We start from the raw sequence: 23,395 nt of genomic DNA on the forward strand, positions 1-23,395 counted from the left end.
ATCCCCTTCGGGTTTTGCCTGCCCGCAGCGGGATGAAAAATGTGCCGTTTGGCGGAGCGGCCAGAGTATTGAACTGGGAGGGAATCTTGCTTTTTACAACATAAATTCAACATTTTTTTAGGTGGTTGGACTGTCTCTTTGATCCAGCTCACGTTACAATGCCCGAGCCCACTTCACCTAACGCGCAAACGATTTTCAGGAGAGAAACGGATGTTGAAACGTGACATGACCATCGCCAATTATGATCCGCAATTGTGGCAGGCCATCACAGACGAAACCCGTCGTCAGGAAGAGCATATCGAGCTGATTGCGTCTGAGAACTACACCAGCCCCCGTGTCATGGAAGCCCAGGGCTCCCAGCTGACCAACAAGTACGCTGAAGGTTACCCCTCCAAGCGTTACTACGGTGGTTGCGAGTATGTGGATGTGGTCGAAACCCTGGCTATCGAGCGCGCCAAAGAGCTGTTCGGTGCCACTTACGCCAACGTGCAGCCGCACTCAGGCTCTCAGGCCAACAGCGCCGTCTACATGGCCCTGCTGCAGCCGGGCGACACCGTGCTGGGCATGAACCTGGCCCACGGCGGTCACCTGACCCACGGCTCCCCGGTCAACTTCTCCGGAAAGCTGTACAACATTATCCCCTACGGTATCGATGAGTCCGGCAAGATCGACTACGACGACATGGAGCGTCAGGCTGTCGAGCACAAGCCAAAGATGATGATCGGTGGCTTCTCCGCCTACTCCGGTATCGTTGACTGGGCCCGCATGCGTGAAATCGCCGACAAGGTCGGTGCCTACCTGTTCGTCGACATGGCCCACGTGGCTGGTCTGATTGCCGCTGGCGTCTACCCGAACCCGGTTCCCCACGCTCACGTGGTCACCTCCACCACTCACAAGACCCTGGCCGGTCCGCGCGGTGGTCTGATCCTCTCCGCTGCTGACGACGAGGAGCTCTACAAGAAGCTCAACTCCGCCGTCTTCCCGGGTGGTCAGGGTGGCCCGCTGATGCACGTCATCGCCGGTAAAGCCGTGGCCTTCAAAGAGGCGCTGGAGCCGGAGTTCAAGACCTATCAGGCTCAGGTCGTGAAAAACGCCAAGGCGATGGCTGCGACCTTTATCGAGCGCGGTTACAAGATCGTCTCCGGCGGTACCGACAACCACCTGATGCTGGTTGATCTGATCGGCCGCGAGCTGACCGGTAAGGATGCTGACGCTGCGCTGGGTAAAGCCAACATCACCGTCAACAAGAACTCCGTGCCCAACGACCCGCGCTCCCCGTTCGTCACCTCCGGTGTACGGATTGGTACCCCGGCCATCACCCGCCGCGGTTTCAAGGAGGCCGAGTCCATCGAGCTGACCCACTGGATCTGCGACGTACTGGACAACCACGACAACGATGCCGTGCTGGCCACCGTACGCGAGAAGGTGCTGGATATCTGCCGCCGCTTCCCGGTCTATGGCTGATAAGTCAGACCGTCCGGTTTGAGACCAATGCCACCTGCGGGTGGCATTGTTTTTTCTGGCTTTTACCGGTTTTGGATGGCCGTGCTACACTGGCCGACCTAGATCCTGGCCCGCCGGGCCGGTCCCTGTTCCATTAACGCCGGAGGTCCGATGCATTGCCCATTCTGTAGTGCGGTTGATACCAAGGTGATCGATTCCCGTCTGGTGGCAGAAGGCCATCAGGTGCGCCGCCGTCGTGAGTGTCTGCTCTGTCACGAGCGGTTTACCACCTTCGAGATGGCCGAGCTGGTGATGCCCCGCGTCATCAAGTCCAACGGCTCCCGCGAGCCGTTCAATGAAGACAAGCTGCGCGCCGGCATCCTGCGGGCGCTGGAGAAGCGGCCGGTGAGCATGGAGGCCATCGAAAAGGCGGTCAACCATATCAAATCCCGTCTGCGTGCCACCGGCGAGCGTGAAGTCGCCTCCGAGTTGGTGGGCAATCTGGTGATGGATGAGCTCAAGAGTCTCGACAAGGTGGCCTATATCCGCTTTGCCTCCGTCTATCGCAGCTTCGAAGATATTCGCGAGTTCGGCGAAGAGATCGCCAAGCTGGAGAAGTAAACCGCCATTCTTACCCATGTTGCGGCGTCCGATTACGCTGCGCTAATCGAACCTACGATACTGCGTAAAGCCGAGATGTGTTGTCAAAGGAGCCCGAATGTTTAGTCAAGATGATTACCAATGGATGAGTCGGGCCCTCGAACTGGCCCGCCGCGGCCGCTACACCACGGCCCCCAACCCCTGCGTCGGCGCCGTGCTGGTCAAGGATGGCGTGGTAGTTGGCGAAGGGTGGCATCAGAAAGCGGGCGAACCCCATGCCGAGGTCTACGCCCTGCGCGCCGCCGGTGACAACGCCCGCGGCGCCACAGCCTATGTGACCCTCGAACCCTGTTCCCACCACGGTCGTACCCCTCCCTGCGCCGAGGCGCTGATCAACGCCGGTGTGGCCCGGGTGGTAGCGGCCATGGTTGATCCCAATCCCCAGGTGGGTGGGCGTGGCCTGCGGATGCTCTCCGAAGCGGGGATCAAGACCGATTTCGGCCTGCTGGCGAGCGAAGCCGAAGCGCTCAACCCGGGCTTTTTCAAGCGGATGCGTACCGCCTTCCCGCGGGTGACCGTCAAGCTGGGGGCCAGCCTCGATGGCCGCACCGCCATGGCGAGCGGCGAGAGCCAGTGGATCACCTCCCCCGATGCGCGCCGTGACGTGCAGCGACTGCGGGCCCGCCACGATGCGGTGCTCTCCAGCGCCGAAACCGTGCTGGCCGATGGCGCTTCCCTGACCGTGCGCTGGGACGAGCTGCCCCCCTCGGTCAAGGCGAGCTACCCCAAAGAGACCCTGCGCCAGCCGCTGCGAGTCATCGTCGATTCGCAAAACCGCCTCACACCCGACTTGCCGCTGTTCCAGAGCGAGAGTCCGGTGCTGCTGGCCCGTCACAAGGCGTCCGGCGAGTGGCCCGAGTGTGTGCAGCAGCTGGAGCTGCCGCTGCTGGATGGCAAGCTGGATCTGGTCAGCCTCTTCATGCTGCTGGCCAAACAGAACGTCAACTCGGTGCTGGTCGAGGCGGGCCCGCGGCTCTGCGGCGCTCTGCTGGAGAAGGGGCTGGTGGATGAGCTGGTGCTCTATCAGGCACCCAAACTGATGGGTGACGAAGGGCGCGGCCTGTTCCATCTGCCGGGCCTGACCCGGCTGTTCCAGGCGCCCAAGCTCGCCATCAAGGGCGTGCGCATGGTGGGGCCGGATATTCGCATTACCGCCAAAATAGCCTGATTTATCAATGTTCAAGGGGGCATAATCAGCCCCCGTCATCAGCAAGGTGATCTGCATGTTTACCGGAATTATCGAAGCGGTGGGAACCCTGGCCGAACTGCGTCGTCAGGGCGATGACATGGCCCTCACCGTCCACGCACCAGGTCTGGATTTTAGCGACGTCAAACTGGGCGACTCCATCGCCACCAACGGCGTCTGCCTCACCGTCGTGGCGCTCGGCGACAAGAGCTATACCGCCGACGTGTCGCTGGAAACCCTCTCCCGTACCGGTTTTGCCGCCGCCAGAGTGGGCGATCGGGTCAACCTCGAGAAGGCACTGATGCCCACCTCCCGCCTCGGCGGCCATCTGGTCTCCGGCCATGTGGACGGGGTCGGGGAGGTGAAAAGCGTCTCCAGCAGCGGCCGCGCTATCGAGTACTGGATCAAGGCGCCGGGCGAGCTCTCCCGCTATATCGCCGAGAAGGGGTCGATCGCGGTGGATGGCATCAGCCTCACGGTCAACGCGGTGCAGGGGGACCTTTTCCGCTTGACCATCGTGCCCCATACCGCGCAGGAGACCACCATCGCCAGCTGGAAGCCGGGCCACAAGGTCAACCTCGAGGTGGATCAGATCGCCCGCTATCTGGAGCGGCTGATGATGGGAAAAAGTCAGGAGAGCAGCGCCTCGACCCTGACCATCGAGACGCTGGCCAAGGCCGGTTTTCTCTGACGGTGTGCGCTGAATCTGGCCACCAAAACGATTTTCTGTGATCCCGCTCTGATTGAAATGGAGCCGCTAGCCCCAATCTAGAGCAACATACACTCGCATTTGCGTTGAGCCTGCGGGCTCAACCCCCAAGCACACTGATGGAGTAGCCCATGGCGCTGAGCACAACCCAGGAAATCATTGCCGATATCAAGGCTGGCAAGATGGTGATCCTGATGGATGACGAAGACAGGGAGAACGAAGGGGACCTCATTATGGCCGCCTCCTGCGTCCGTCCGGAGGATATCAACTTCATGGCCCGCTACGGCCGTGGCCTCATCTGCCTGACCCTGACCCGGGATCGCTGCAAGCAATTGGCGCTGCCGCTGATGGTGGATCGCAACAATGCCCAGTTCTCCACCGCCTTTACCGTCTCCATCGAGGCGGCAGAAGGGGTGACCACAGGTATCTCCGCTGCCGATCGTGCGGTGACAGTGCAGGCCGCTGTGGCGCCCAATGCCAAGGCAGCCGATCTGGTGCAGCCGGGCCACATTTTCCCGCTGATGGCGCAGGATGGCGGCGTGCTGACCCGTGCCGGTCACACCGAAGCGGGTTGCGATCTGGCCCGTCTGGCCGGTTTCGAGGCTGCCGCCGTCATCGTCGAGATCCTTAACGAAGATGGCACCATGGCGCGCCGTCCTGACCTGGAGATCTTCGCCGAGGAGCATGGCATCAAGCTTGGCACCATCGCCGACCTTATCGAGTACCGCAACCAGCACGAGACCACGGTCGAGAAGGTGGCCGAATGCAAGCTGCCGACCGAGTTTGGCGAGTTCGACCTCATCACCTTCCGTGACACCATCGACAATCAGGTTCACTTCGCCCTGAAAAAGGGTGAGGTACAAGCGGACCAGCCGACCCTGGTGCGCGTCCATCTGCACGATGTGCTGAGCGATCTGCTGTTGACCGACCGCCATGCAGCCCGCAGCTGGCCGCTGCCCAAATCTATGGCCCGCATCGCTGACGAAGGCGGCGTGCTGGTGATTTTGGGGGCGGAATCCCACGGCGCCGAGCTGTTGGCCCGGGTCAAGGGTTTTGAAGCCGCCGACAAGGGACTAGCACCGGAAGGGGCCAAGTGGCAGGGCACCTCGCGCCGGGTGGGCGTCGGTTCCCAGATCCTCAAGGCCCTTGGCGTAAGCAAGATGCGCCTGCTGAGCTCGCCGAAGAAGTACCATGCCCTCGGTGGTTTCGGTCTGGAAGTGGTTGAGTACGTCGGCGAGTAAAGCTCTACCAGAGAAGTACCATCCCCTTCCGGGTGGTGTCGGTCTGGAAGTGGTTGAGTACATCGGCGAGTAAAGTTCCACCAGAGAAGTACCATCCCCTTCCGGGCGGTTTCGGTCTGGAAGTCGAGGAATTTACCGGCGAGTAAGCGCGCCGGACTGGTTAAATCGCGATCATGGCCGTCTATTGCGGCCATGGTTTTTGTCGTGGGTCTGTTGTGCTAGAATGTGCGCACTTTTGACTCCGGCCCTTTTGATTGCACAGATACAGGATTTCCAATGAAGGTTATCGAAGGAAATATCGCCGCTCCTGAGGCGCGCATTGCTATTGTTGTTGCCCGTTTCAACAGCTTCATCAACGACAGTCTGGTGAACGGCGCGGTGGACGTACTGAAGCGTCAAGGTCAAGTGCAGGACAGCAACCTGACACTGGTAAAAGTGCCGGGCGCGGTTGAAATGCCATTGGTCATCAAGAAGCTGGCCAAGAGTGGTCAATACGACGCCATCGTGGCGGTCGGTACTGTCATCCGTGGCGGCACCTACCACTTCGACCTGGTGGCAAACGAGAACAGCAAGGGCATGGCCCAGGTAATGATGGAATATGAAATTCCCGTTGCCTTCGGTGTGCTGACCACTGAAAACATTGAACAAGCCATCGAGCGTGCAGGTACCAAGGCGGGTAACAAGGGTGCAGAGGCTGCACTGGCAGCGCTCGAAATGATCAACGTCCTGAAAGAACTGGACGTGTAACGAGGAGAAGTACATTGAAACCGTCTGAGCGCCGTAAAGCCCGCCATTGCGCCACCCAGGCCATCTACCAGTGGCAGATGACCAAGGCTAACGTGGGTGACATCGAAGAGCAGTTCAAGATCGATCAGGACACCAAGGGTGTAGACCTGAACTATTTTCGCGATCTGCTGTTCGGGGTAGCCCTCCACTGCAGCGAGCTGGACAAGGTGTTTGCACCTTTCCTCTCCCGTCCGCTGGAAGAAGTGGACATGGTGGACAAGGCGATCCTGCGTCTGGCGACCTACGAGCTGACCCGTCGTGATGATGTACCGCCGCGCGTGGTCATCAACGAAGCGATCGAGCTGGCCAAAGCTTTTGCTGCCGATGACAGCCACAAGTTTGTCAACGGTGTACTGGACAAGGTGATCAAGTCGCTGAACAAGCGTTGAGCCTGCTGTCCGTCAGCATCTAAGAGAGGAGCCAGCTTATTGCTGGCTTTTTACTGTATGGGTGAATTTGAGCTGATTGATAAGTACTTCAAGGTCCCCCACGCCCGCAAGGACGTGGTGATGGGCCCTGGAGATGACTGTGCCCTGCTGACCCTGCCCCCCGATACCCAGCTGGCGGTGAGCACCGACACTCTGGTGAGCGGCGTACACTTCTTTCCCGACATGGATCCGGTGGATCTCGGCTACAAGGCGCTGGCGGTCAATCTCTCCGATCTCGCCGCCATGGGGGCCGAGCCGCGCTGGGTGTCGCTGGCACTGACCCTGCCTGCCATCAACGAAGGTTGGGTTGCCGGGTTTGCCGAAGGGTTTCTGGAGCTGGCCGAGTACTACAATGTGGCGCTGGTGGGCGGAGACATGACCCGCGGGCCGCTCTCCATCACCATCTCGGTGAAGGGGTCGGTGCCTGCCGGGCGCGCCTTGATGCGCAGCGGCGCCAAAGTGGGTGACGGCATCTATGTCACCGGCACTCTGGGGGATGCCGCGCTGGCGCTCTCCCACCTGCTGGGCAAACGCACCCTCAACGAGAACCAGCTGGCGGCCGTGCTGCCACGGCTCGACCACCCCCATCCCCGCATTCTGGCCGGTCAGGCCCTGCGCGGGCTGGCGGGCAGTGCGCTGGATCTCTCCGATGGGCTGGCATCGGATCTCGGCCATATCCTCAAGGCCTCCGGCGTGCGGGCCCAGATCGATCTCGATCTGCTGCCGCTCTCGCCGGTGCTGCAGGATGCGGTGAGCGAGCAGGAGGCGTGGCAACTGGCGCTGGCCGGTGGCGATGACTACGAGCTCTGCTTTACCGTTCCGGAGGAGCACCGCGGCGCGCTCGATACGGCGCTGGCCCACAGCGGGGTCAAGTTCAGCCGCATTGGCCGCATCGTGGCGGGCGAGCCGGGCATCGATTACCTGCGTGGCGACCAGGCGGTCGAGTTGCAACTGAAAGGGTGGGATCACTTCGCATGAGTTTGTTCAGGATAAAGCCCGAGCTGACACGACTGGATCTGAAAAATCCGCTTCACTTTTTGGCGGTGGGGTTTGGTTCCGGTCTCAGCCCCAAAGCGCCGGGCACCATGGGCACCCTGGCGGCCATTCCGCTCTACCTGCTGGTGAGCGGGCTGCCGACCCACTGGTTTATCGCTCTGCTGGTGGTGGGGTTCCTGATCGGTATCCGCATCTGCCAGAGCGCCACCGATGCCATCGGCATGCCGGATCACGGCGCCATCGTCTGGGACGAGGTGATCGGCTTTGGCGTCACCATGATCGCCGCGCCAGCCGGTTGGGAGTGGGTGGTGGCGGGCTTTGCGCTGTTCCGGTTGTTTGATGTGCTCAAGCCCTGGCCCATCTCCTGGTTTGATCGCCGGATCCACGGTGGCCTGGGCATCATGCTGGACGATCTGATCGCCGGCCTGTTCGCCCTATTTTGTATGCAATTACTGGCATTCTGGCTCGGTTGAGAGCCATCTTCCGGGGGATGACCGTTCTGGCATCCCCCGATTTATATCTGCTTAATTTTCATTCATCGGCATATGCTGCCGTTTATCATCCATTTCACATAAATATTCACTACTCATTCGGGGCTGGTGATTGTTTTGGAAATAGTGATAAATGCTGCTTGTTGCGTTGTTGTTGAAATTAAAGTAATGATACCAATAGATGTACGGACGCACCGGCCATTTGTGTGATGAAAATCATCATTTATCTCTGCCGAATTGGTGGTTATCTGCACAAAACATTGCGGAATTGTATAACTCAATCATTTACACCCGTGGTCAAACCGTCTAAGTTACTCGCGGGTTATTCCAAAAAAATGCAAAAAACCCGCCCGGATCGCTGGTTTCGCTGCCTCATGGATTGAGCAAATATTGCCCAAGGTAACAACCGGCATCTGCGGCTGATTTACGGACGAATTATTTGGGACGGATGTCCCCCGCAGAGGTAAACATGTCCTTGCTCGAAGTAAAGAACTTGCGGATCGAGTACCCCTCCCGCTACGGGGTGCTGGCCGCGGTGAAGGATCTCTCTTTCTCTATCGAAAAGGGTGAGATTGTCGGGGTGGTCGGTGAATCCGGCGCCGGCAAGTCCACCATCGGCAACGCCGTTATCGATCTCCTGAGCCCGCCGGGTCGCATCGCCCGCGGTGATATCTATCTCAATGGCGAGCTCATCTCCGGCAAGAGCCAGAACGAGATGCGGGCCATCCGTGGCTCCCGTATCGGGTTCATATTCCAGGACCCCATGACCTCCCTCAACCCGCTGTTCACCGTTGAGCATCAGCTGGTGGAGACCATTCTGGCCAATACCGACCTCTCTCGCGAGGCCGCTTTTGCCAAGGCGCTGGAGCTGATGGGGGCGGTGGGTATTCCGCAGCCGGAGCTGCGCATCAAGCAGTACCCACACCAGTTTTCCGGTGGCATGCGTCAGCGGGTGGTTATCGCCATCGCGCTCTCCTGCGATCCGGAGCTGATCATCGCCGATGAGCCGACCACGGCGCTCGACGTCTCCATTCAGGATCAGATCCTCCAGCTTATCCGCGCCCTCTGCAAAGAGCGTCAGGTGGGCTGCATGCTGGTGACCCACGACATGGGCGTGGTCTCCAACGTTACCGACAAGGTGGCGGTGATGTATCGCGGCGATCTGGTGGAGTTCGGCCTGACCGAACAGGTGCTGGGCAGCCCCAATCACCCCTATACCCGCAGCCTCATCTCGGCGGTCCCCCGTTCCGACGTGAAGCTGGTGCGCTTCCCGCTGGTCTCCTATATCGAGGATGCCAGTGCGCCGGATACCAATATCGACCTCAAGACCCACTGGCTCGGCCAGAGTCAGGACGAGCCTGCCTATGAAGGGGCGCTGCTGCGGGTGGAGAACGTCGATCTGAAGTTCGTCACCAAGGACTCCATCTTCCCGAGCCGCCGCCAGTATGTACGCGCCTGCAACAACATCAGCTTCGAGATCTTCGAGGGTGAAACCTTCGGTCTGGTGGGGGAGTCGGGCTCCGGCAAATCGACTATTGCCCGCGCCATCACAGGCCTCTATCCGCCTGATACCGGCAAGATCTTCTTCGAGGGGATCGATCTGACTGCCCTCAAGAGCGAGCGTGAGCGTCGCCCGCTGCGTCGCCAGATGCAGATGGTGTTCCAGAACCCCTATTCGTCTATGAACCCGCGCATGAAGGTGCGCGACATCATTGCCGAGCCGATCCGCTTCCATCAGCTGGCGAGCAGCGAGAGCCAGATCGAGGGGATTGTCGGCGATCTGCTGGATCATGTGGGTCTTGGCCGTGGTGCTGGCCTCAAGTATCCCCACGAGTTCTCCGGCGGTCAGCGCCAGCGTATCTCCATTGCCCGCGCACTGGCCACTCGCCCGCGCTTCCTTATCTGTGACGAGCCGACCTCGGCGCTGGATGTGTCGGTGCAGGCCCAGATCCTCAACCTGCTCAAGGATCTGCAGCAGGAGCTCAAGCTCACCATGCTGTTTATCAGCCACGATCTGCCGGTGATCCGCCAGATGTGCGACCGCATCGGGGTGATGCAGCACGGTCATCTGGTGGAGGTGGCCGAGACCGAGAAACTCTTTACCAATGCCGAGCATGAGTACAGCCGCAAGCTGATCTCCCTCATGCCGGAGTTCAAGGGAATGTCCCGCGAGGGGCTGGAAATCGCAAGCTAGGAGAGCGCCGGTGCGCCGGTCTGCTTGTCAAAAAAGTGTCATAAGAAAGCCAAAAGCATGGAGAACAAGATGAAGAAAGGATTGTCCAAGATTGCCCTGGCGCTGTTTGCCGCCGGTTTCGCCTTCAGTGTCTCAGCCGCTGATATCAAGGTGGGTGTCGCTTCTGACGCCACTTCGCTGGATCCGCAGGAGCAGCTCTCCGGTCAGACCCTGGAGATGTCGCACCTGGTATTCGATCCCCTGATGCGTTACACCCAGGACCTGCAGTTCGAGCCCCGTCTGGCCGAGAAGTTCGAGCGTGTCGATGACAAGACCGTCCGCTTCCACCTGCGCAAAGGGGTCAAGTTCCACTCCGGTAACGATTTTACCGCCGATGATGTGGTGTGGACCGTTAACCGCCTGAAATCCTCCGTCGACTTCAAGGCGATCTTCGATCCCATCAGCGAAGTGAAGAAGGTAGATGACTACACCGTCGATTTGATCACCGCCAAGCCCTTCCCGCTGGTGCTGCAGACCGTCACCTACATCTTCCCGATGGACTCCAAGTTCTACACCGGCAAGACCGAAGCGGGCAAAGACAAGGCCGAGATCGTCAAGAATGGCGACTCCTTTGCATCGACCAATGTCTCCGGTACTGGCCCGTTCACCGTCAAGTTCCGCGAGCAGGGTGTGAAGCTGGATTATGCCCGCAACGCCAACTACTGGGACAAAGCCTCCAAGGGTAACGTTGAGAACCTGACCGTGGTGCCCATCAAGGAAGATGCGACCCGTGTTGCAGCCCTGCTGGGTGGCGACGTGGACATGATCTATCCGGTTGCGCCCAACGATCTGGAGCGCGTGAAGAATGGCAAGGACTCCCAGCTGGTCACCCTGTCCGGTACCCGCGCCATCATCATCGAGCTGAACCAGAACACCAACCCGGCACTGAAAGACAAGCGCGTGCGTCAGGCGATCAACTACGCCATCAACCAGGTGGGCATTGTCGAGAAGATCAACAAGGGCTTCGGTACCCCTGCTGGCCAGCTGAGCCCGAAAGGCTATGCCGGTCACAACGAGGCGCTGGTGCCCCAGTATGATCTGGCCAAGGCCAAGGAGCTGATGAAAGAGGCCGGTTACGAGAAAGGCTTCAAGATGACCTTCATCTCCCCGGCTGCCCGCTACGTCAACGACGTCAAGATTGCCCAGGCTGTCTCTGCCATGCTGGCCAAGATCAACATCAAGGTGGATCTGAAGACCATGCCGGTGGCCCAGTACTGGCCCGAGTTTGACAAGTGCGCCGCGGACATGCAGCTGATCGGCTGGCACTCCGACACCGAAGATACCGCGAACTTCTTCGAGTTCCTGACCTTCACCAAGGACGCCAAGACCGGTATGGGTCAGTACAACTGCGCCGGTTATGCCAACGCCGAAGCTGACAAGCTGGTGATGGATGCCAACGCCGAGACCGATCCGGCCAAGCGTGCCGAGATGCTGAAGAAGGTCGAAGCCATGCTGATCGAAGATGCTGCCTACGTGCCGTTGCACTGGGAAGATCTGGCCTATGGCGCCAAGAAGAACGTCGACATCAAGCCGGTGGTCAACGTGATGAACTTCCCTTACCTGGGTGACCTGGTGGTCAGCAAGTAAGAGAACGTCGCAAGGAAGGACGGGGCGGGGTGGTCAGCTGGTCACTCCGCCCACTAACAGAAGCCTGTGCCACGACACAGGCCACGTAGAAGGACAAGCATGTTTACATTCCTGCTGAAACGGTTCTATCAGGCCGTGATAGTGATGTTCGTCATCAGCCTGGTCGCCTTCTCCATCCAGGATAATCTGGGTGACCCGTTGCGCGAGCTGGTGGGACAATCCGTCTCCGAAGCCCAGCGTCACGAGTTGCGCGAGAAGATGGGCCTTAACGATCCCTTCCTCATCAAATACAGCCGCTTTTTGAAAAATGCGGTGCATGGGGATTTGGGCACCTCCTATTTCTTCAAGCGACCCGCTCTCGAGGTGATCCTCGACAAGCTGGTGGCTACCCTTGAGCTGGTGTTTGCCGCCGCGCTCATCATCGTGGTGGTCTCCATTCCACTCGGTGTCTATTCGGCGATCCGCCCGCGCAGCATTCCCACCAAGATCATCATGGCGGGGAGCAGTATCGGTATCTCGATCCCGGTATTTTTGACCGCCATCATGCTGATGTACCTCTTCTCCATCCAGCTGGGCTGGCTGCCGGCCTATGGCCGCGGCGAGACCCGTAACCTGCTGGGCTGGGAGTCGGGTTTCTTCACCTGGGACGGTATCCTGCATCTGATCCTGCCGGCGGTATCCCTCTCTTCCATCATGCTGCCGCTGTTTATCCGGCTGGTGCGCTCCGAGATGCTGGAGCAGCTCTCCTCCGAGTACGTCAAATTCGCCCGCGCCAAGGGGCTGGACAACAACAAGGTCTACTATCAGCACGCTCTGAAGAACACCATGCTGCCGGTCATCACCGTCGGCGGGGTGCAGATCGGCACCATGGTGGCTTACACCATCCTGACCGAGAGCGTGTTCCAGTGGCCGGGTACCGGCTTCCTGTTCCTCGAGGCGATCCACCGGGTCGATACGCCCCTCATCACCGCCTACGTCATCTTCGTGGGACTGATCTTCGTGGTGACCAATACCCTGGTCGACCTGCTCTACGGGTTGATTAACCCGACCGTTAACCTGACTGCCAAGGGGTAAGCATGAGTAACGCTGTAACTGCAAGCCCAAGCCGTTGGGCACGATTCAAGAACTCTGACATCGTCTACTACTTCCTGCGGGACAAGGTAGCCATGTTCAGCTTTGCGGTGTTCGTGGTGTTCGTGGTGGCAGCCTTGCTGGCCCCCTGGATCGCCCCGCACAACGTCTATGACCAGACCAGCTTCGACCTGATGGATGCCGAACTGCCTCCTTCATGGCTGGATGGCGGCGAGGAGCGCTTCTGGCTCGGCACCGACAACCAGGGACGGGATATCTGGAGCACCATTCTCTATGGCGCCCGTATCTCCCTCACCATCGGTTTGTTTGCGGTGGGGCTGCAGCTGGTGCTGGGGATCGTCATCGGCTTGATCGCCGGCTACTTTGGCGGTCGCATCGATAACCTCTTGATGCGCTTTGCCGACGTGCAGCTGTCGTTCTCCACCATGATGGTGGCGATCATCATCTCCGCCATCTTTCAGGCGACCTTTGGCTCCGAGTTCTACTCGCGCTTTGCCATCGTGATGCTGGTGGTGATCATCGGGATTGCCGAGTGGCCGCAGTACGCCCGTACCGTGCGCGCCTCGGTGCTGGCGGAGAAGAAGAAGGAGTATGTGGAGGCGGCCAAGGTGATGGGGTTCCGCGCCCCGCGCATCATGTTCCGCCACATTCTGCCCAACTGCCTGTCGCCGATTCTGGTTATCTCCACCGTGCAGGTGGCCAACGCCATCATGAGTGAGGCGGCGCTCTCCTTCCTCGGTCTGGGGATGCCGGTTGATCAGCCGTCGCTCGGTTCGCTCATCAGCGTAGGCTTCAACTACATCTTCTCCGGCTCCTGGTGGATCACCGCCTTCCCGGGTATCTGTCTGGTGGTGCTGGTGCTGGTCATCAACCTGCTGGGTGACTGGTTGCGGGATGTGTTTAACCCCAAGATCTACAAAGGTTAACGCGGGCTGATTCTGAGGCGCCGAGTCGCAGCTATCAGGTCATTTGGATAAAAAAATCCGAAACCGGTTTTGCCGGTTTCGGATTTTTATTGGTCTTGAGCAGACAGCTTGTTGATTGCACACCCATCAGTAGTGCGGTGGCGGGGTCTCTTCTGCCATGCTGGCAATCTGGCTGGGCTGTACGCTTTGTAGTTTGTCGATCAGCAGCTGGATCTGGTATTTGAGCCGATCGAGTTCACGGCCCTGGGTGGTTACCTCGTCGTTGAGCTGCTCTATGGTGTATTCCGCATAGGCGAGACGGGTTTCCAGGGTTTCGATGCGATCGTTAAGTTGCTGACTCATGGGCCTTCGGGTCCTTACTTGATTGTCCAGATTTCGGCCAGACCACTGGAGCTGGCACTGACAAGGTGGCTATTGTCGCGCAAAGCGACGCCGTAGACCACTGCGCTGGGCGGTTTCACCTTGGGTTGCGGCGAGACGCGCCAGCTCTGCAGCAGGGCACCATCGCTCACTTGCCACAGGGAGAGCTGACGGGAAGGGGCGCCGGTGATGAGCCACTTGCCATCGTTGGCAAAGCGGGCGCTGGTATAGACCTCGAAGCGGTGATCATATTGCAGCTGACTCACCTCTTTGCCGGTTTTCAGATCCCAGATGCTGGCCCGGCTGCTGTCGGCGGTGAAGGCGTAGCGGCCGCTCGGCTCCAGTCTGGCCATGATCACCCGGCCACCATGGTTGAAGCGCCAAATTACCTGCCCGCTACGGGTATCCCACAGATAGGCGCTGTAGTCGTTGCCGCCGGTCAGGGCGTAACGACCGTTAGCGGAGAGATCCACCGTATTGACTTGTTCGGTGTGCCCCAGAAACTGCAGGCGACGACCGCTTCGGGTATCGAGCCACTCGGCTTTGCCATCTTCCCGACCTATCAGCACATAACGACCGTCGGCAGAGAGCGCGATGTCCCTCAGCCTGGATTCAGGAAGTGAGTAGTAGCCTTGTGATTGCCCGTCGTTCAGCCGCCAGGTAGCAAAGGTGTCTGGGGTGGCGGTGACGGCATGGCTGTTGCCTTCGGAAAAGCGGGTAATGAATACCAGATCTTCCGCAGAGTCGGATTGCTTCCAGCGCCAGCGTTGACGGTTCTGTTCCAGATCCCAGACGATGATGCCCTGGCTGATGCTGGAGACGATGGCCTGCTTGCCATCACTGGAGAGATCTGCGGTCAGCAGACCCGTGCTGGCGAGGGTCATTTGCTGGTTGGGTTGGGAGCTCTGCTCGCAACCGGTGAGCATTAAACAGAGGCTCACCAGATAAATGGCACTTTTTATCATTTTTGCGGTCTCACGCTTTTGTTACCTGCGATCACGGCGTTAGTATAAGGCGCTTATCACGATAAACCTCTCATTTCACGATGGAACCGAGAGCGGTATTTGGAGTTTGGAGAAACTGATGAACAAATTTCTGAAGGTGTCCCTGTTGGCGGCGGCCGTTGCCGTCGGTCTGACTGCTTGCCAAAAAGACGAGAAGCCTGCTGCGGCCAATACCGCCGAAGTGAAGGCAGAAGCCAGCAAGCCGGCAGAGGCGACCAAGGCCGAAGCCAAGAGCTTTGAAGAGCAATCTGGCTACGCAATTGGCCTCTCCATGGGTCGTTACATCGCCAATACCCTGGAGCGTCAGCAGGAACTGGGCATCAAACTGGACAACGCCGTGATCCTGAAAGGGGTGACTGACGGTCTGGGCAAAGAAGCCAAGATGACTGATGAAGAGATCCAGAAGGTACTGCAGGATTACGACGCCAAGATCAACGAGCTGACCAAGGCCAAGGCCGAGAAAGACGCCGTTGAGAATCTGAAGAAGGGCGAAGAGTTCCTGGCTGCCAACGCCAAGAAAGAGGGGGTGAAGAGCACTGAATCCGGCCTGCAGTACGTGGTCGAGAAGATGGGCACTGGCGCCAAGCCGAAATCTACCGACATCGTCAAGGTTCACTACACCGGTACCCTGACCGACGGCACCAAGTTCGACAGCTCCGTCGATCGCGGCGAGCCGGCTACCTTCCCGCTCAACCAGGTTATCCCGGGTTGGACTGAAGGTGTTCAGCTGATGCCGGTTGGCTCCAAGTTCAAGTTCTTCCTGCCGTCCAAGCTGGCCTATGGCGAGCACGGTGCAGGCTCCATCCCGGCGAACGCCGTGCTGGTGTTTGACGTTGAGCTGCTGGCTATCGAGAAGCCGACTGCAGACGACGCCAAGAAGTAATCCCTTCTTGTAGTTAAAAACGGCTCCTTAAGGAGCCGTTTTTACTTGTGTATTCCCTGCAATCGCGGGATAACAGAGCTGTCTTGGCGTTGGGTTTGCGCGCGAAAATAAGGCAAAATAGATCGCAGAATCAAATACAAGGATGAGTCCAGTGGCTGAAAATAAATCGCGTGTCCTGCTGGTGGAAGATACCCGTAGTCTGGCGGTGGTCTATGAACAGTACCTGCGCCAGGAGGGGTATGAGGTGGTGCTGGCCGATTGTGGTCAGCAGGCGTTGGCGCAGTTGCTGGCAAGTCCTCCCCCCGTGGTGCTGCTGGATCTGGAGCTGCCGGATATGTCCGGTATGGATATTCTGCAGATGATCACCGAACAGCAGTTGCCCTGCTCGGTGGTGGTGATCACCGCCCACGGCTCGGTGGATGTGGCGGTGGAGGCGATGCGCCTCGGTGCCTTCGATTTTCTGACCAAGCCGTTTGACAGCAAGCGGCTCTGTGCCACCGTTCGCAATGCCTTGAAACACCAGCAGTTGAGCTCGCTGGTTGCCCACTATCGGGAGAACTTCGAGCGTAGCTCCTTCTTCGGCTTTATCGGTGCCTCCATGTCGATGCAGGCGGTCTATCGCATCATCGAGAGCGCTGCGCCCAGCAAGGCGACCGTCTTTATCACTGGCGAAAGCGGCACCGGCAAAGAGGTGTGTGCCGAGGCGATTCACCAGTGCAGTCCCCGCAGCGAACAGCCCTTTATTGCCCTCAACTGCGCCGCCATTCCCCACGATTTGATGGAGAGCGAGATCTTCGGTCATGTGAAGGGCTCTTTTACCGGCGCCCAGGGGGATCGCAAGGGGGCGGCCAGTCTGGCCGATGGTGGCACCCTGTTTCTCGACGAGATCTGCGAGATGGACCTGGATCTGCAGAGCAAGCTGCTGCGCTTTATCCAGACCGGCACCCTGCAGCGGGTCGGCAGTGGCAAGCTCGAGACGGTGGATGTGCGCTTTATCTGCGCCACCAACCGGGATCCGCTGGTGGAGGTGAAAGCGGGCCGTTTTCGCGAGGATCTCTACTATCGGCTCCACGTCATTCCCCTCACCCTGCCGCCGCTGCGGGAGCGGGGCGAGGATATCCTGCTGCTGGCGCGTACCCTGTTGCAGAGCTACGCCAAGGAGGAGAACAAACGCTTCAAGGATTTCGATGTCGAGGCGGCGCGAGTGCTGCTCGACTACCCCTGGCCTGGCAACGTACGCGAGCTGCAAAACGTGGTGCGCAATATCGTGGTGCTCAACGACAAGGAGCTGGTGAGCCCGGATATTCTGCCGCCACCGCTCAATGGGGTTCGTCCCCAGCTGCCGGCTGCGATTGCGGCAGCGGTGGCATCGGCTCCGGCAGCCACTGGCGTGGCCAACGGGCCAATTCGTCCGCTCTGGCTGGTGGAGAAAGAGGTGATCGAACAGGCCATCGCCAGCTGTGACGGCAATATTCCCAAGGCGGCGGCCCTGCTCGAGATCAGCCCCTCCACCATTTACCGTAAAAAGCAGGGGTGGGAAGAGTCCAATCGGGCCTGAACCATCTTGCCAGCAGAAAGGGCGGCTAGCGTGCCGCCCTTGCTATTTGGGGGATCAGAGTTTGGCGAGGCGCTTGAGGCGGGCCAGTCGCTCCCCCTCGTTGGCGCTGAACCAGCGGTCCTGCGACAACAGAAACCAGGCGCGGGAGAAGTATTCCGCGGCCAGCGGATCGTCCAGCACCAAGGCATTCTCCCCCAGCTCCTCGAACAGATAACCATCCTCAGGTTCGCCTGCCTCGGCCATATCGGCCTTGAGTTGGTGCAGCTCTGCCTGCGCTTGCTGGTGCTGACCCTGGGCCCGGGTCAGGCGAGCCAGACTCCAGCGGGCGATAAACGCCTTGGCCCGCTGGTTATGCTGCAGATGCCAGGCCAGACACTTTTGCTGCTGGATTTTCGCCTCCTCAAAGCGGCCCAATTCGAACAGAGTCCAGCCCTGATTGTTGTAAAGGGGGGCCAGCCAGCCACGCACCTTCTCGTCACTGCTGCGCTCCGCCAGCTCCATCGCCAGTTGATGCCAGCGGCTCTGCTCTTCCAGCGGTGCGGCGATGGCGATCATGTGGGCGGCGTCGATGGCAAGATAGGTCTCCTTCTCCTTGAGTCCCCACTGCCAGGCTTGTTCAAACAGCGGTTTGGCACTGGCTTTGTCGCCCGCCGAGTTAAAGGTGCGGCCTCGCTCCAGCAAGGTCCGGATCCGGGCTCTGGGGGTTTTATCGGTGAGGCGGGGCTCTATCTCGTCGAGCAGCTGATGGGCTTCGGCAAACTGGCGCTGCAGTGAATGGGTGCGGGCAATTTGGGTCAGCAACTCCAGTTCGAGTTGCAGGTCGGCGGCGGCACGCGCTTCGGGAAGAAGGGTGTGAAAACGCAGGGCGCTGGCGGCGGGATCCTGATAATCCCACAGCGCCATGAAATCGGGCGGATTGTCCATTTGGCCTCCTTGCTGGTTATCCTGTCACCAAGATGCCTGCAGGCCATTGTTTGTACAAGGGGCGCCCGTCACAGAGCGCCCCTTGAGTCATGTTAACGGCTGTGACCAGTTGCTCAGTAGACCATAGCCAGGCTCATCAGCATCAGACCGAGGGCGGCAAAGGCCCCCTCCTTGATGGCGAGCCTTGGCACCAGCGCCTTGGGCAGGGCCGGAAACAGGCTCAGGGCAAAGCCAAGGCCCGGCATCAACCAGTGGAATGCCGGAGCGCGCAGGGCGGGATCGGCGGCTCCATTGATGATGATCAGCAAAATAAACAGGGTGAAGGCGGGGAGGATAAACCAGCGTACCCCGCCGGCGGCGACCGCCCGCAGCGGCGAAATGCGATAGAGCAGCATGGTCACAAGGAACAGAACAAAAGGGGCCAGCAGATAGAGCGGAGCGGGGTTCATAACATCTTTCCTGAAAACTGATCGTCAAAAAACAGGGAGTCCGGTGCAAGAGGCGCGGGATTTAATCACTCTTCGCAGGTAATCACCAGCAGCCTGGGTCCGGGCTGTGAAGAGGATCCCGGATAAAGGTTTGCTAGCGCACTTTTAGTGCAACCAGAACCAGGCTGCAGCAAATCCCAGCCAGCTCAGCACCAGCAATATCCAGGGCAGGGGATGCTGATGGCTTACTTCAACCAGCTCCAGCTGATCGTCTTGTTCTTCGGTTTGGGTCGCGCCCTGTGGCTGCCTGGCTTTGGCCTGCAATTTTTTCTGGCGGCTCGCTTCACGGGCCCGCGCCTTCATCTGCTTCTTGTACTCGTCGATGCCTTTCTGGATCCCTTGCGCGATAAGCTGGGTCTGTTCCTTGGTCTGCCCCGGCTTCTGGTTGGCACGGGCAATTTTCATCGCCTCCTGCTGGGTCTCGGGGGAAATCTTGTCGTACTTGGCCATCAAATCATCTCCTCGGGCATGGCTGGGGAGTATGCCATAAAGGCGCGTCCGGGTGGCGCCTCCTTGGTGCGGGATGGGGCAAGTGAGTGACCACTTAACAAAAAACCTGACAAATCAGCAGGAAGCCGGATGTTGAGCCGAAGATCACAATTAGCAGAATTTGTGAGTCATCGATGAAAAACGGTCATCTGTTGTTTGTTATATTGGCGCCCGACCCGCTGGACAGGGTTGATAAATAACAAAACAATCAAGGTGATATGGAAATGAATAATAACTTTACCAAAGGCGGCGTGGCACTGGCCGTGCTTGCTGCACTGACTGGCTGTAATACCTCGACCAATGACACCGTTGCACCCTGCACCGAAAATGTCTGCAAACTGACCATACTGCACACCAACGATACCCACGGCCGTTTCTGGCATAACGAGAAAGATGAGTACGGTATGGCTGCCCAGAAGACCCTGGTCGATCGGCTGCGTAGCGAGGCCAAGGCGGCTGGCAGTGAAGTGCTGATGCTCTCTGGCGGTGATGTAAATACCGGGGTACCCGAGTCCGATATGCAAAATGCCAAGCCTGATTTCGTCGCGATGAATAGCATTCGCTACGATGCCATGGCGGTGGGTAACCACGAGTTTGACAATCCGCTTAAAACGTTGGAAGAGCAGCGCCGCTGGGCCAAGTTCCCCATGCTCTCCGCCAACATCTATGACAAGGCGAGCGGCAAGCGCTACTTTGACCCCTACAAAGTGTTCAAGCTGGAGAGCGGCCTCAAGGTTGCCGTACTGGGTCTGACCACTGAAGATACTGCTCAGCTGGCGGCAACTGCCAATGTGGAAACCTTGGAGTTTCGCGATCCAACCACGGAAGCGGCTGCATTGAGCAAGCAGATCCGTGACAAGAGAGAGGCCAATCTGGTCTTCGCCATCACCCATATGGGCCACTATGCCGATGGTCAGCACGGCAGCAATGCGCCGGGCGATGTGGAGATGGCTCGCAAGTTGCCGGTTGGCACCCTGGATGGCATCATTGGTGGCCACTCCCAGAACCCGGTCTGTATGGAGCCGAGCACCGCGAACAAGTACAACGCCAATTTCAAACCGGGTGATAACTGCCAACCGGACCAGCAAAACGGCACCTGGATTATGCAGGCCCACGAGTGGGGCAAGTATGTGGGCCGTGCCCAGTTTGAGTACCAGAATGGCAAGTTGACCCTGACCAGCTATGACCTGATCCCGGTCAACCTGAAAGGTAGTGATGGCAAGTTTGTACAGGACGAAATTATCAAGGATCCTGAGCTCTATAACACCCTGCTCGCCTATCAGGAACAGGGCCAGGAAAAACTCAATGAGCGCATCGGTGATACTGATGGCTTGCTGATAGGTAACCGTTCTGTGGTGCGAGCGAAGCAGACCAACCTAGGTCGTTTAATCACTACCGCCACAGCTTCCCGTTTGAACACTGACTTTGGCATCGTCAACTCCGGCGGTGTGCGTGATGATATTCCTGCAGGTGAAATCACCTACCGCAGCGTTTTGAAGGTGCATCCTTTCGGCAACCAAGTTAACAGGGCTGAGATGCAGGGAAGCGAGCTGGCTGCCTATCTGGGACAGGTTGCGACCAAGACCAGCGGTTCCGGCGGTTATGCCCAGTTTGGCGGTATCGAGATGGTAGTGGATTGCCAAGCCAAGAGCGTGAATATTTCTCGCGTTGGTGGCAAGGCGTTTGACCCTGCGGCTACTTACAGCTTTGCTATTCCGAGCTACAGTGCAGATGGCGGTGATAGTTATCCCAAGATCACAACCAAAAACGCAGGTTTGGTTGATGCTGATGTGTTGAAAAACTATATCCAGGATCAAAAGTTCATTTATGTTGCCGCTTATGAGCCGAAGAACGAGGTGAACTATATCAACTCAACAGTTAGCTATGGTTGCAAGTGAGTTCCGTTATTTTGGCATAATCATAACATGAGCTACACTCGGAAGCCCTTTTAGAGAAATCCCCGGGCATTACCTGGGGATTTTTTCGAACCGTTACTGAATTTTCCTGTCTATTGCATCACATCGTGTCTCGTCAGGCTTGCAGCCAGCTTTCGATGCTGCGCTGGATGCCTGCATCGTCCAGACCGAGCAGGGCATAGATCTCCTGCTGGGTGCCCTGTTCGACGAAGCGATCCGGCAGACCGAGGTTGAGCACCGACTTGCGCTGTTTGCTGCGCATCAGCAACTCGTTCACCGCCGAACCGGCGCCGCCCATGATGGCGTTGTCTTCCAGAGTGACGAACTGATCGTGGCTGGCTGCCAGCGACAGCACCAGCGCCTCATCCATCGGTTTGACGAAGCGCATGTCCACCAGGGTGGCATCCAGTGCCTCTGCCGCCGCTTTCGCGTGGTGCAGCAGGGTACCAAAGGCAAGAATAGCGGTGCCTTTGCCCTCTCGCACGATTCGTCCCTTGCCAAGCGCCAGTGCCTGCATTTCTGACGAGATAGGGGCATCGCTCATACTGCTGCCGCGGGGGTAACGCACGGCGGCAGGGCCTTGATGGAGATAGCCGGTATAGAGCATCTGGCGGCACTCATTCTCATCAGATGGCGTCATCACCACCATGTTGGGCACGGTGCGCAGGAAGCTGATGTCGAACGCTCCCTGATGGGTCGGGCCATCGGCGCCCACCAGACCGGCCCGGTCGATGGCGAACAGCACCGGCAGATCTTGCAGCGCCACATCGTGGATCACCTGATCGTAGGCGCGCTGCAGGAAGCTCGAATAGATGGCCACCACCGGCTTCTTGTCGGCGATGGCAAGACCCGCGGCGAACGTGACTGCATGTTGCTCGGCAATGGCCACATCGAAGTAGCGATCCGGATATTGCTGGCTGAATTTCACCAGCCCCGAGCCTTCGCGCATGGCGGGTGTGATGCCGACCAGCTTCTCGTCTTTGGCGGCCATGTCGCACAGCCATTGGCCAAAGATGGCAGAGAAGGTGGGTTTGGCGCTGCTCGCCTTGGGCAGGGAGCAATCGTCAGGATTGAACTTGGGCACGGCGTGATAACCGATAGGGTCTTTCTCTGCCGGCTCGTAACCCTTGCCCTTCTTGGTTTTGACGTGCAGCAGTTGCGGGCCCTTGAGGTTGCGCATGTTGCGCAGGGTCTCGACCAGCGCCTCGATATCGTGACCGTCGATGGGGCCGATATAGTTGAAGCCGAACTCCTCGAACAGGGTGCCGGGCACAACCATCCCCTTGAGGTGCTCTTCGGCCCGCTTGGCCAGCTCCTTGACCGGCGGCAGACCCGCCAGCACCTTCTTGCCGCCTTCGCGGATGGTGGTGTAGAGCTTGCCGGACATGACCCGCGCCAGATGGTTGTTGAGCGCCCCGACATTTTCGGAGATGGACATCTCGTTGTCGTTGAGGATCACCAGCATGTCTTTATGGACATCGCCGGCGTGGTTGAGCGCTTCAAAAGCCATCCCCGCCGTGATGGCGCCATCACCGATCACTGCAACGACCTTGCGGCCGAGCCCTTCGCTCTCGGCGGCCACCGCCATACCTAGGGCAGCACCGATGGAGGTGCTGGAGTGGCCGACGGAGAGCACGTCGTATTCACTCTCGCCGCGCCATGGGAAGGGGTGCAGGCCATCCTTCTGCCGGATGGTGTGGATCTGGTCACGGCGCCCGGTCAGGATCTTGTGGGGATAGGCTTGATGGCCCACATCCCAGATCAGCCGATCGAACGGGGTGCTGTAGACGTAGTGCAGGGCGACGGTCAGTTCGACCGTGCCGAGACCGGAGGCAAAGTGTCCGCTGGAGCGGCTGACAGAGCGCAGCAGATATTCGCGCAGCTCGTTGCACAGCACCGGCAGTCGATCTTTGGGCAAGGAACGCAGCTCGACCGGAGTGTCCGCGAGGGCCAGGTTGGGGAAATTGCTAATATCAACGCTCATATTGTTACTGT

General features: G+C 58.9%; 22 protein-coding genes. 16 read left to right on the forward strand and 6 right to left on the reverse strand.

What is annotated here, in order from left to right:
- The first annotated feature begins 210 nt into the window (after positions 1-210).
- The 13 genes from glyA to I6L46_RS00805 all read left to right on the forward strand — a co-directional run bounded on the left by glyA (position 211) and on the right by I6L46_RS00805 (position 13,778).
- Entirely contained in the window at positions 211-1,464 is a 1,254-nt protein-coding gene (gene glyA, locus I6L46_RS00745; protein ID WP_040068624.1) for a serine hydroxymethyltransferase, read from the forward strand.
- 150 nt (positions 1,465-1,614) lie between these two features.
- The gene (nrdR, locus tag I6L46_RS00750) at positions 1,615-2,064 is read left to right on the forward strand and encodes a transcriptional regulator NrdR (protein ID WP_005338880.1); all 450 of its coding nucleotides are present in this window, start codon (positions 1,615-1,617) and stop codon (positions 2,062-2,064) included.
- 97 nt (positions 2,065-2,161) lie between these two features.
- Complete coding sequence (gene ribD, locus I6L46_RS00755; RefSeq protein ID WP_216977127.1) at positions 2,162-3,271, forward strand: bifunctional diaminohydroxyphosphoribosylaminopyrimidine deaminase/5-amino-6-(5-phosphoribosylamino)uracil reductase RibD; 1,110 nt, start codon at positions 2,162-2,164, stop codon at positions 3,269-3,271.
- 55 nt (positions 3,272-3,326) lie between these two features.
- On the forward strand, positions 3,327-3,980 hold the full coding sequence (locus tag I6L46_RS00760) for a riboflavin synthase (protein WP_206876739.1): 654 nt from the start codon (positions 3,327-3,329) through the stop codon (positions 3,978-3,980).
- A 149-nt stretch (positions 3,981-4,129) separates the two neighbouring features.
- Complete coding sequence (ribBA, locus tag I6L46_RS00765; protein WP_005338875.1) at positions 4,130-5,239, forward strand: bifunctional 3,4-dihydroxy-2-butanone-4-phosphate synthase/GTP cyclohydrolase II; 1,110 nt, start codon at positions 4,130-4,132, stop codon at positions 5,237-5,239.
- 276 nt (positions 5,240-5,515) lie between these two features.
- Positions 5,516-5,986, forward strand: coding sequence for a 6,7-dimethyl-8-ribityllumazine synthase (ribE, locus tag I6L46_RS00770; RefSeq protein ID WP_019445931.1), 471 nt, complete (start codon positions 5,516-5,518; stop codon positions 5,984-5,986).
- 14 nt (positions 5,987-6,000) lie between these two features.
- Positions 6,001-6,414: a transcription antitermination factor NusB gene (nusB, locus tag I6L46_RS00775; protein WP_005343514.1), complete on the forward strand. Its 414-nt coding sequence runs from the start codon at positions 6,001-6,003 to the stop codon at positions 6,412-6,414.
- Positions 6,415-6,471: 57 nt separating this feature from the next.
- Positions 6,472-7,431, forward strand: coding sequence for a thiamine-phosphate kinase (gene thiL / locus I6L46_RS00780; RefSeq protein ID WP_216977129.1), 960 nt, complete (start codon positions 6,472-6,474; stop codon positions 7,429-7,431).
- Positions 7,428-7,922 (forward strand): phosphatidylglycerophosphatase A, encoded by a 495-nt coding sequence (locus tag I6L46_RS00785; RefSeq protein WP_216977131.1) that lies wholly within the window; start codon positions 7,428-7,430, stop codon positions 7,920-7,922. Before thiL ends, I6L46_RS00785 begins: the two co-directional genes overlap by 4 nt.
- A gap of 487 nt (positions 7,923-8,409) precedes the next feature.
- Positions 8,410-10,134, forward strand: coding sequence for an ABC transporter ATP-binding protein (locus I6L46_RS00790; RefSeq protein ID WP_216977133.1), 1,725 nt, complete (start codon positions 8,410-8,412; stop codon positions 10,132-10,134).
- 69 nt (positions 10,135-10,203) lie between these two features.
- Positions 10,204-11,760 carry an ABC transporter substrate-binding protein gene (locus I6L46_RS00795; RefSeq protein ID WP_139472032.1) on the forward strand — a complete coding sequence of 519 codons (1,557 nt, stop codon included), beginning with the start codon at positions 10,204-10,206 and terminating at the stop codon, positions 11,758-11,760.
- 99 nt (positions 11,761-11,859) lie between these two features.
- Complete coding sequence (locus I6L46_RS00800; protein WP_005349514.1) at positions 11,860-12,834, forward strand: ABC transporter permease; 975 nt, start codon at positions 11,860-11,862, stop codon at positions 12,832-12,834.
- 2 nt (positions 12,835-12,836) lie between these two features.
- Positions 12,837-13,778: an ABC transporter permease gene (locus I6L46_RS00805; protein WP_033114145.1), complete on the forward strand. Its 942-nt coding sequence runs from the start codon at positions 12,837-12,839 to the stop codon at positions 13,776-13,778.
- 126 nt (positions 13,779-13,904) lie between these two features.
- On the opposite strand, the gene I6L46_RS00810 is transcribed toward I6L46_RS00805, so the two are convergent.
- Positions 13,905-14,120 carry a SlyX family protein gene (locus I6L46_RS00810; RefSeq protein ID WP_005335285.1) on the reverse strand — a complete coding sequence of 72 codons (216 nt, stop codon included), beginning with the start codon at positions 14,118-14,120 and terminating at the stop codon, positions 13,905-13,907.
- A 14-nt stretch (positions 14,121-14,134) separates the two neighbouring features.
- Positions 14,135-15,103 carry a hypothetical protein gene (locus I6L46_RS00815; RefSeq protein WP_005349516.1) on the reverse strand — a complete coding sequence of 323 codons (969 nt, stop codon included), beginning with the start codon at positions 15,101-15,103 and terminating at the stop codon, positions 14,135-14,137.
- 118 nt (positions 15,104-15,221) lie between these two features.
- Here I6L46_RS00815 and fkpA point away from each other — a divergent pair, with 118 nt between their 5' ends.
- Positions 15,222-16,025 (forward strand): FKBP-type peptidyl-prolyl cis-trans isomerase, encoded by an 804-nt coding sequence (gene fkpA, locus I6L46_RS00820; protein ID WP_005335283.1) that lies wholly within the window; start codon positions 15,222-15,224, stop codon positions 16,023-16,025.
- A gap of 151 nt (positions 16,026-16,176) precedes the next feature.
- Positions 16,177-17,583, forward strand: a complete 1,407-nt coding sequence (locus tag I6L46_RS00825; protein ID WP_216949578.1) for a sigma-54 dependent transcriptional regulator — start codon at positions 16,177-16,179, stop codon at positions 17,581-17,583.
- Positions 17,584-17,637: 54 nt separating this feature from the next.
- Here I6L46_RS00825 and I6L46_RS00830 read toward each other — a convergent pair whose 3' ends face one another.
- The 3 genes from I6L46_RS00830 to I6L46_RS00840 all read right to left on the reverse strand — a co-directional run bounded on the left by I6L46_RS00830 (position 17,638) and on the right by I6L46_RS00840 (position 19,445).
- On the reverse strand, positions 17,638-18,507 hold the full coding sequence (locus I6L46_RS00830; RefSeq protein WP_139743389.1) for a tetratricopeptide repeat protein: 870 nt from the start codon (positions 18,505-18,507) through the stop codon (positions 17,638-17,640).
- 113 nt (positions 18,508-18,620) lie between these two features.
- On the reverse strand, positions 18,621-18,956 hold the full coding sequence (locus tag I6L46_RS00835) for a hypothetical protein (protein WP_216977135.1): 336 nt from the start codon (positions 18,954-18,956) through the stop codon (positions 18,621-18,623).
- 144 nt (positions 18,957-19,100) lie between these two features.
- A complete protein-coding gene (locus tag I6L46_RS00840) occupies positions 19,101-19,445 on the reverse strand; it encodes a DUF2956 domain-containing protein (RefSeq protein WP_128816555.1) in 345 nt (114 codons plus the stop codon).
- 263 nt (positions 19,446-19,708) lie between these two features.
- On the opposite strand from I6L46_RS00840, the gene ushA reads away from it, so the two are divergent.
- Positions 19,709-21,382, forward strand: coding sequence for a bifunctional UDP-sugar hydrolase/5'-nucleotidase UshA (ushA, locus tag I6L46_RS00845; protein WP_216977137.1), 1,674 nt, complete (start codon positions 19,709-19,711; stop codon positions 21,380-21,382).
- A 133-nt stretch (positions 21,383-21,515) separates the two neighbouring features.
- Here the strand turns inward: ushA and dxs are convergent, their stop codons facing one another.
- Positions 21,516-23,384, reverse strand: coding sequence for a 1-deoxy-D-xylulose-5-phosphate synthase (gene dxs / locus I6L46_RS00850; protein ID WP_216977139.1), 1,869 nt, complete (start codon positions 23,382-23,384; stop codon positions 21,516-21,518).
- Positions 23,385-23,395: the final 11 nt, after the last annotated feature.

Origin of the sequence: Aeromonas sp. FDAARGOS 1416 (assembly GCF_019048085.1) — a bacterium.
GTDB classification, from domain to species: domain Bacteria; phylum Pseudomonadota; class Gammaproteobacteria; order Enterobacterales; family Aeromonadaceae; genus Aeromonas; species Aeromonas veronii.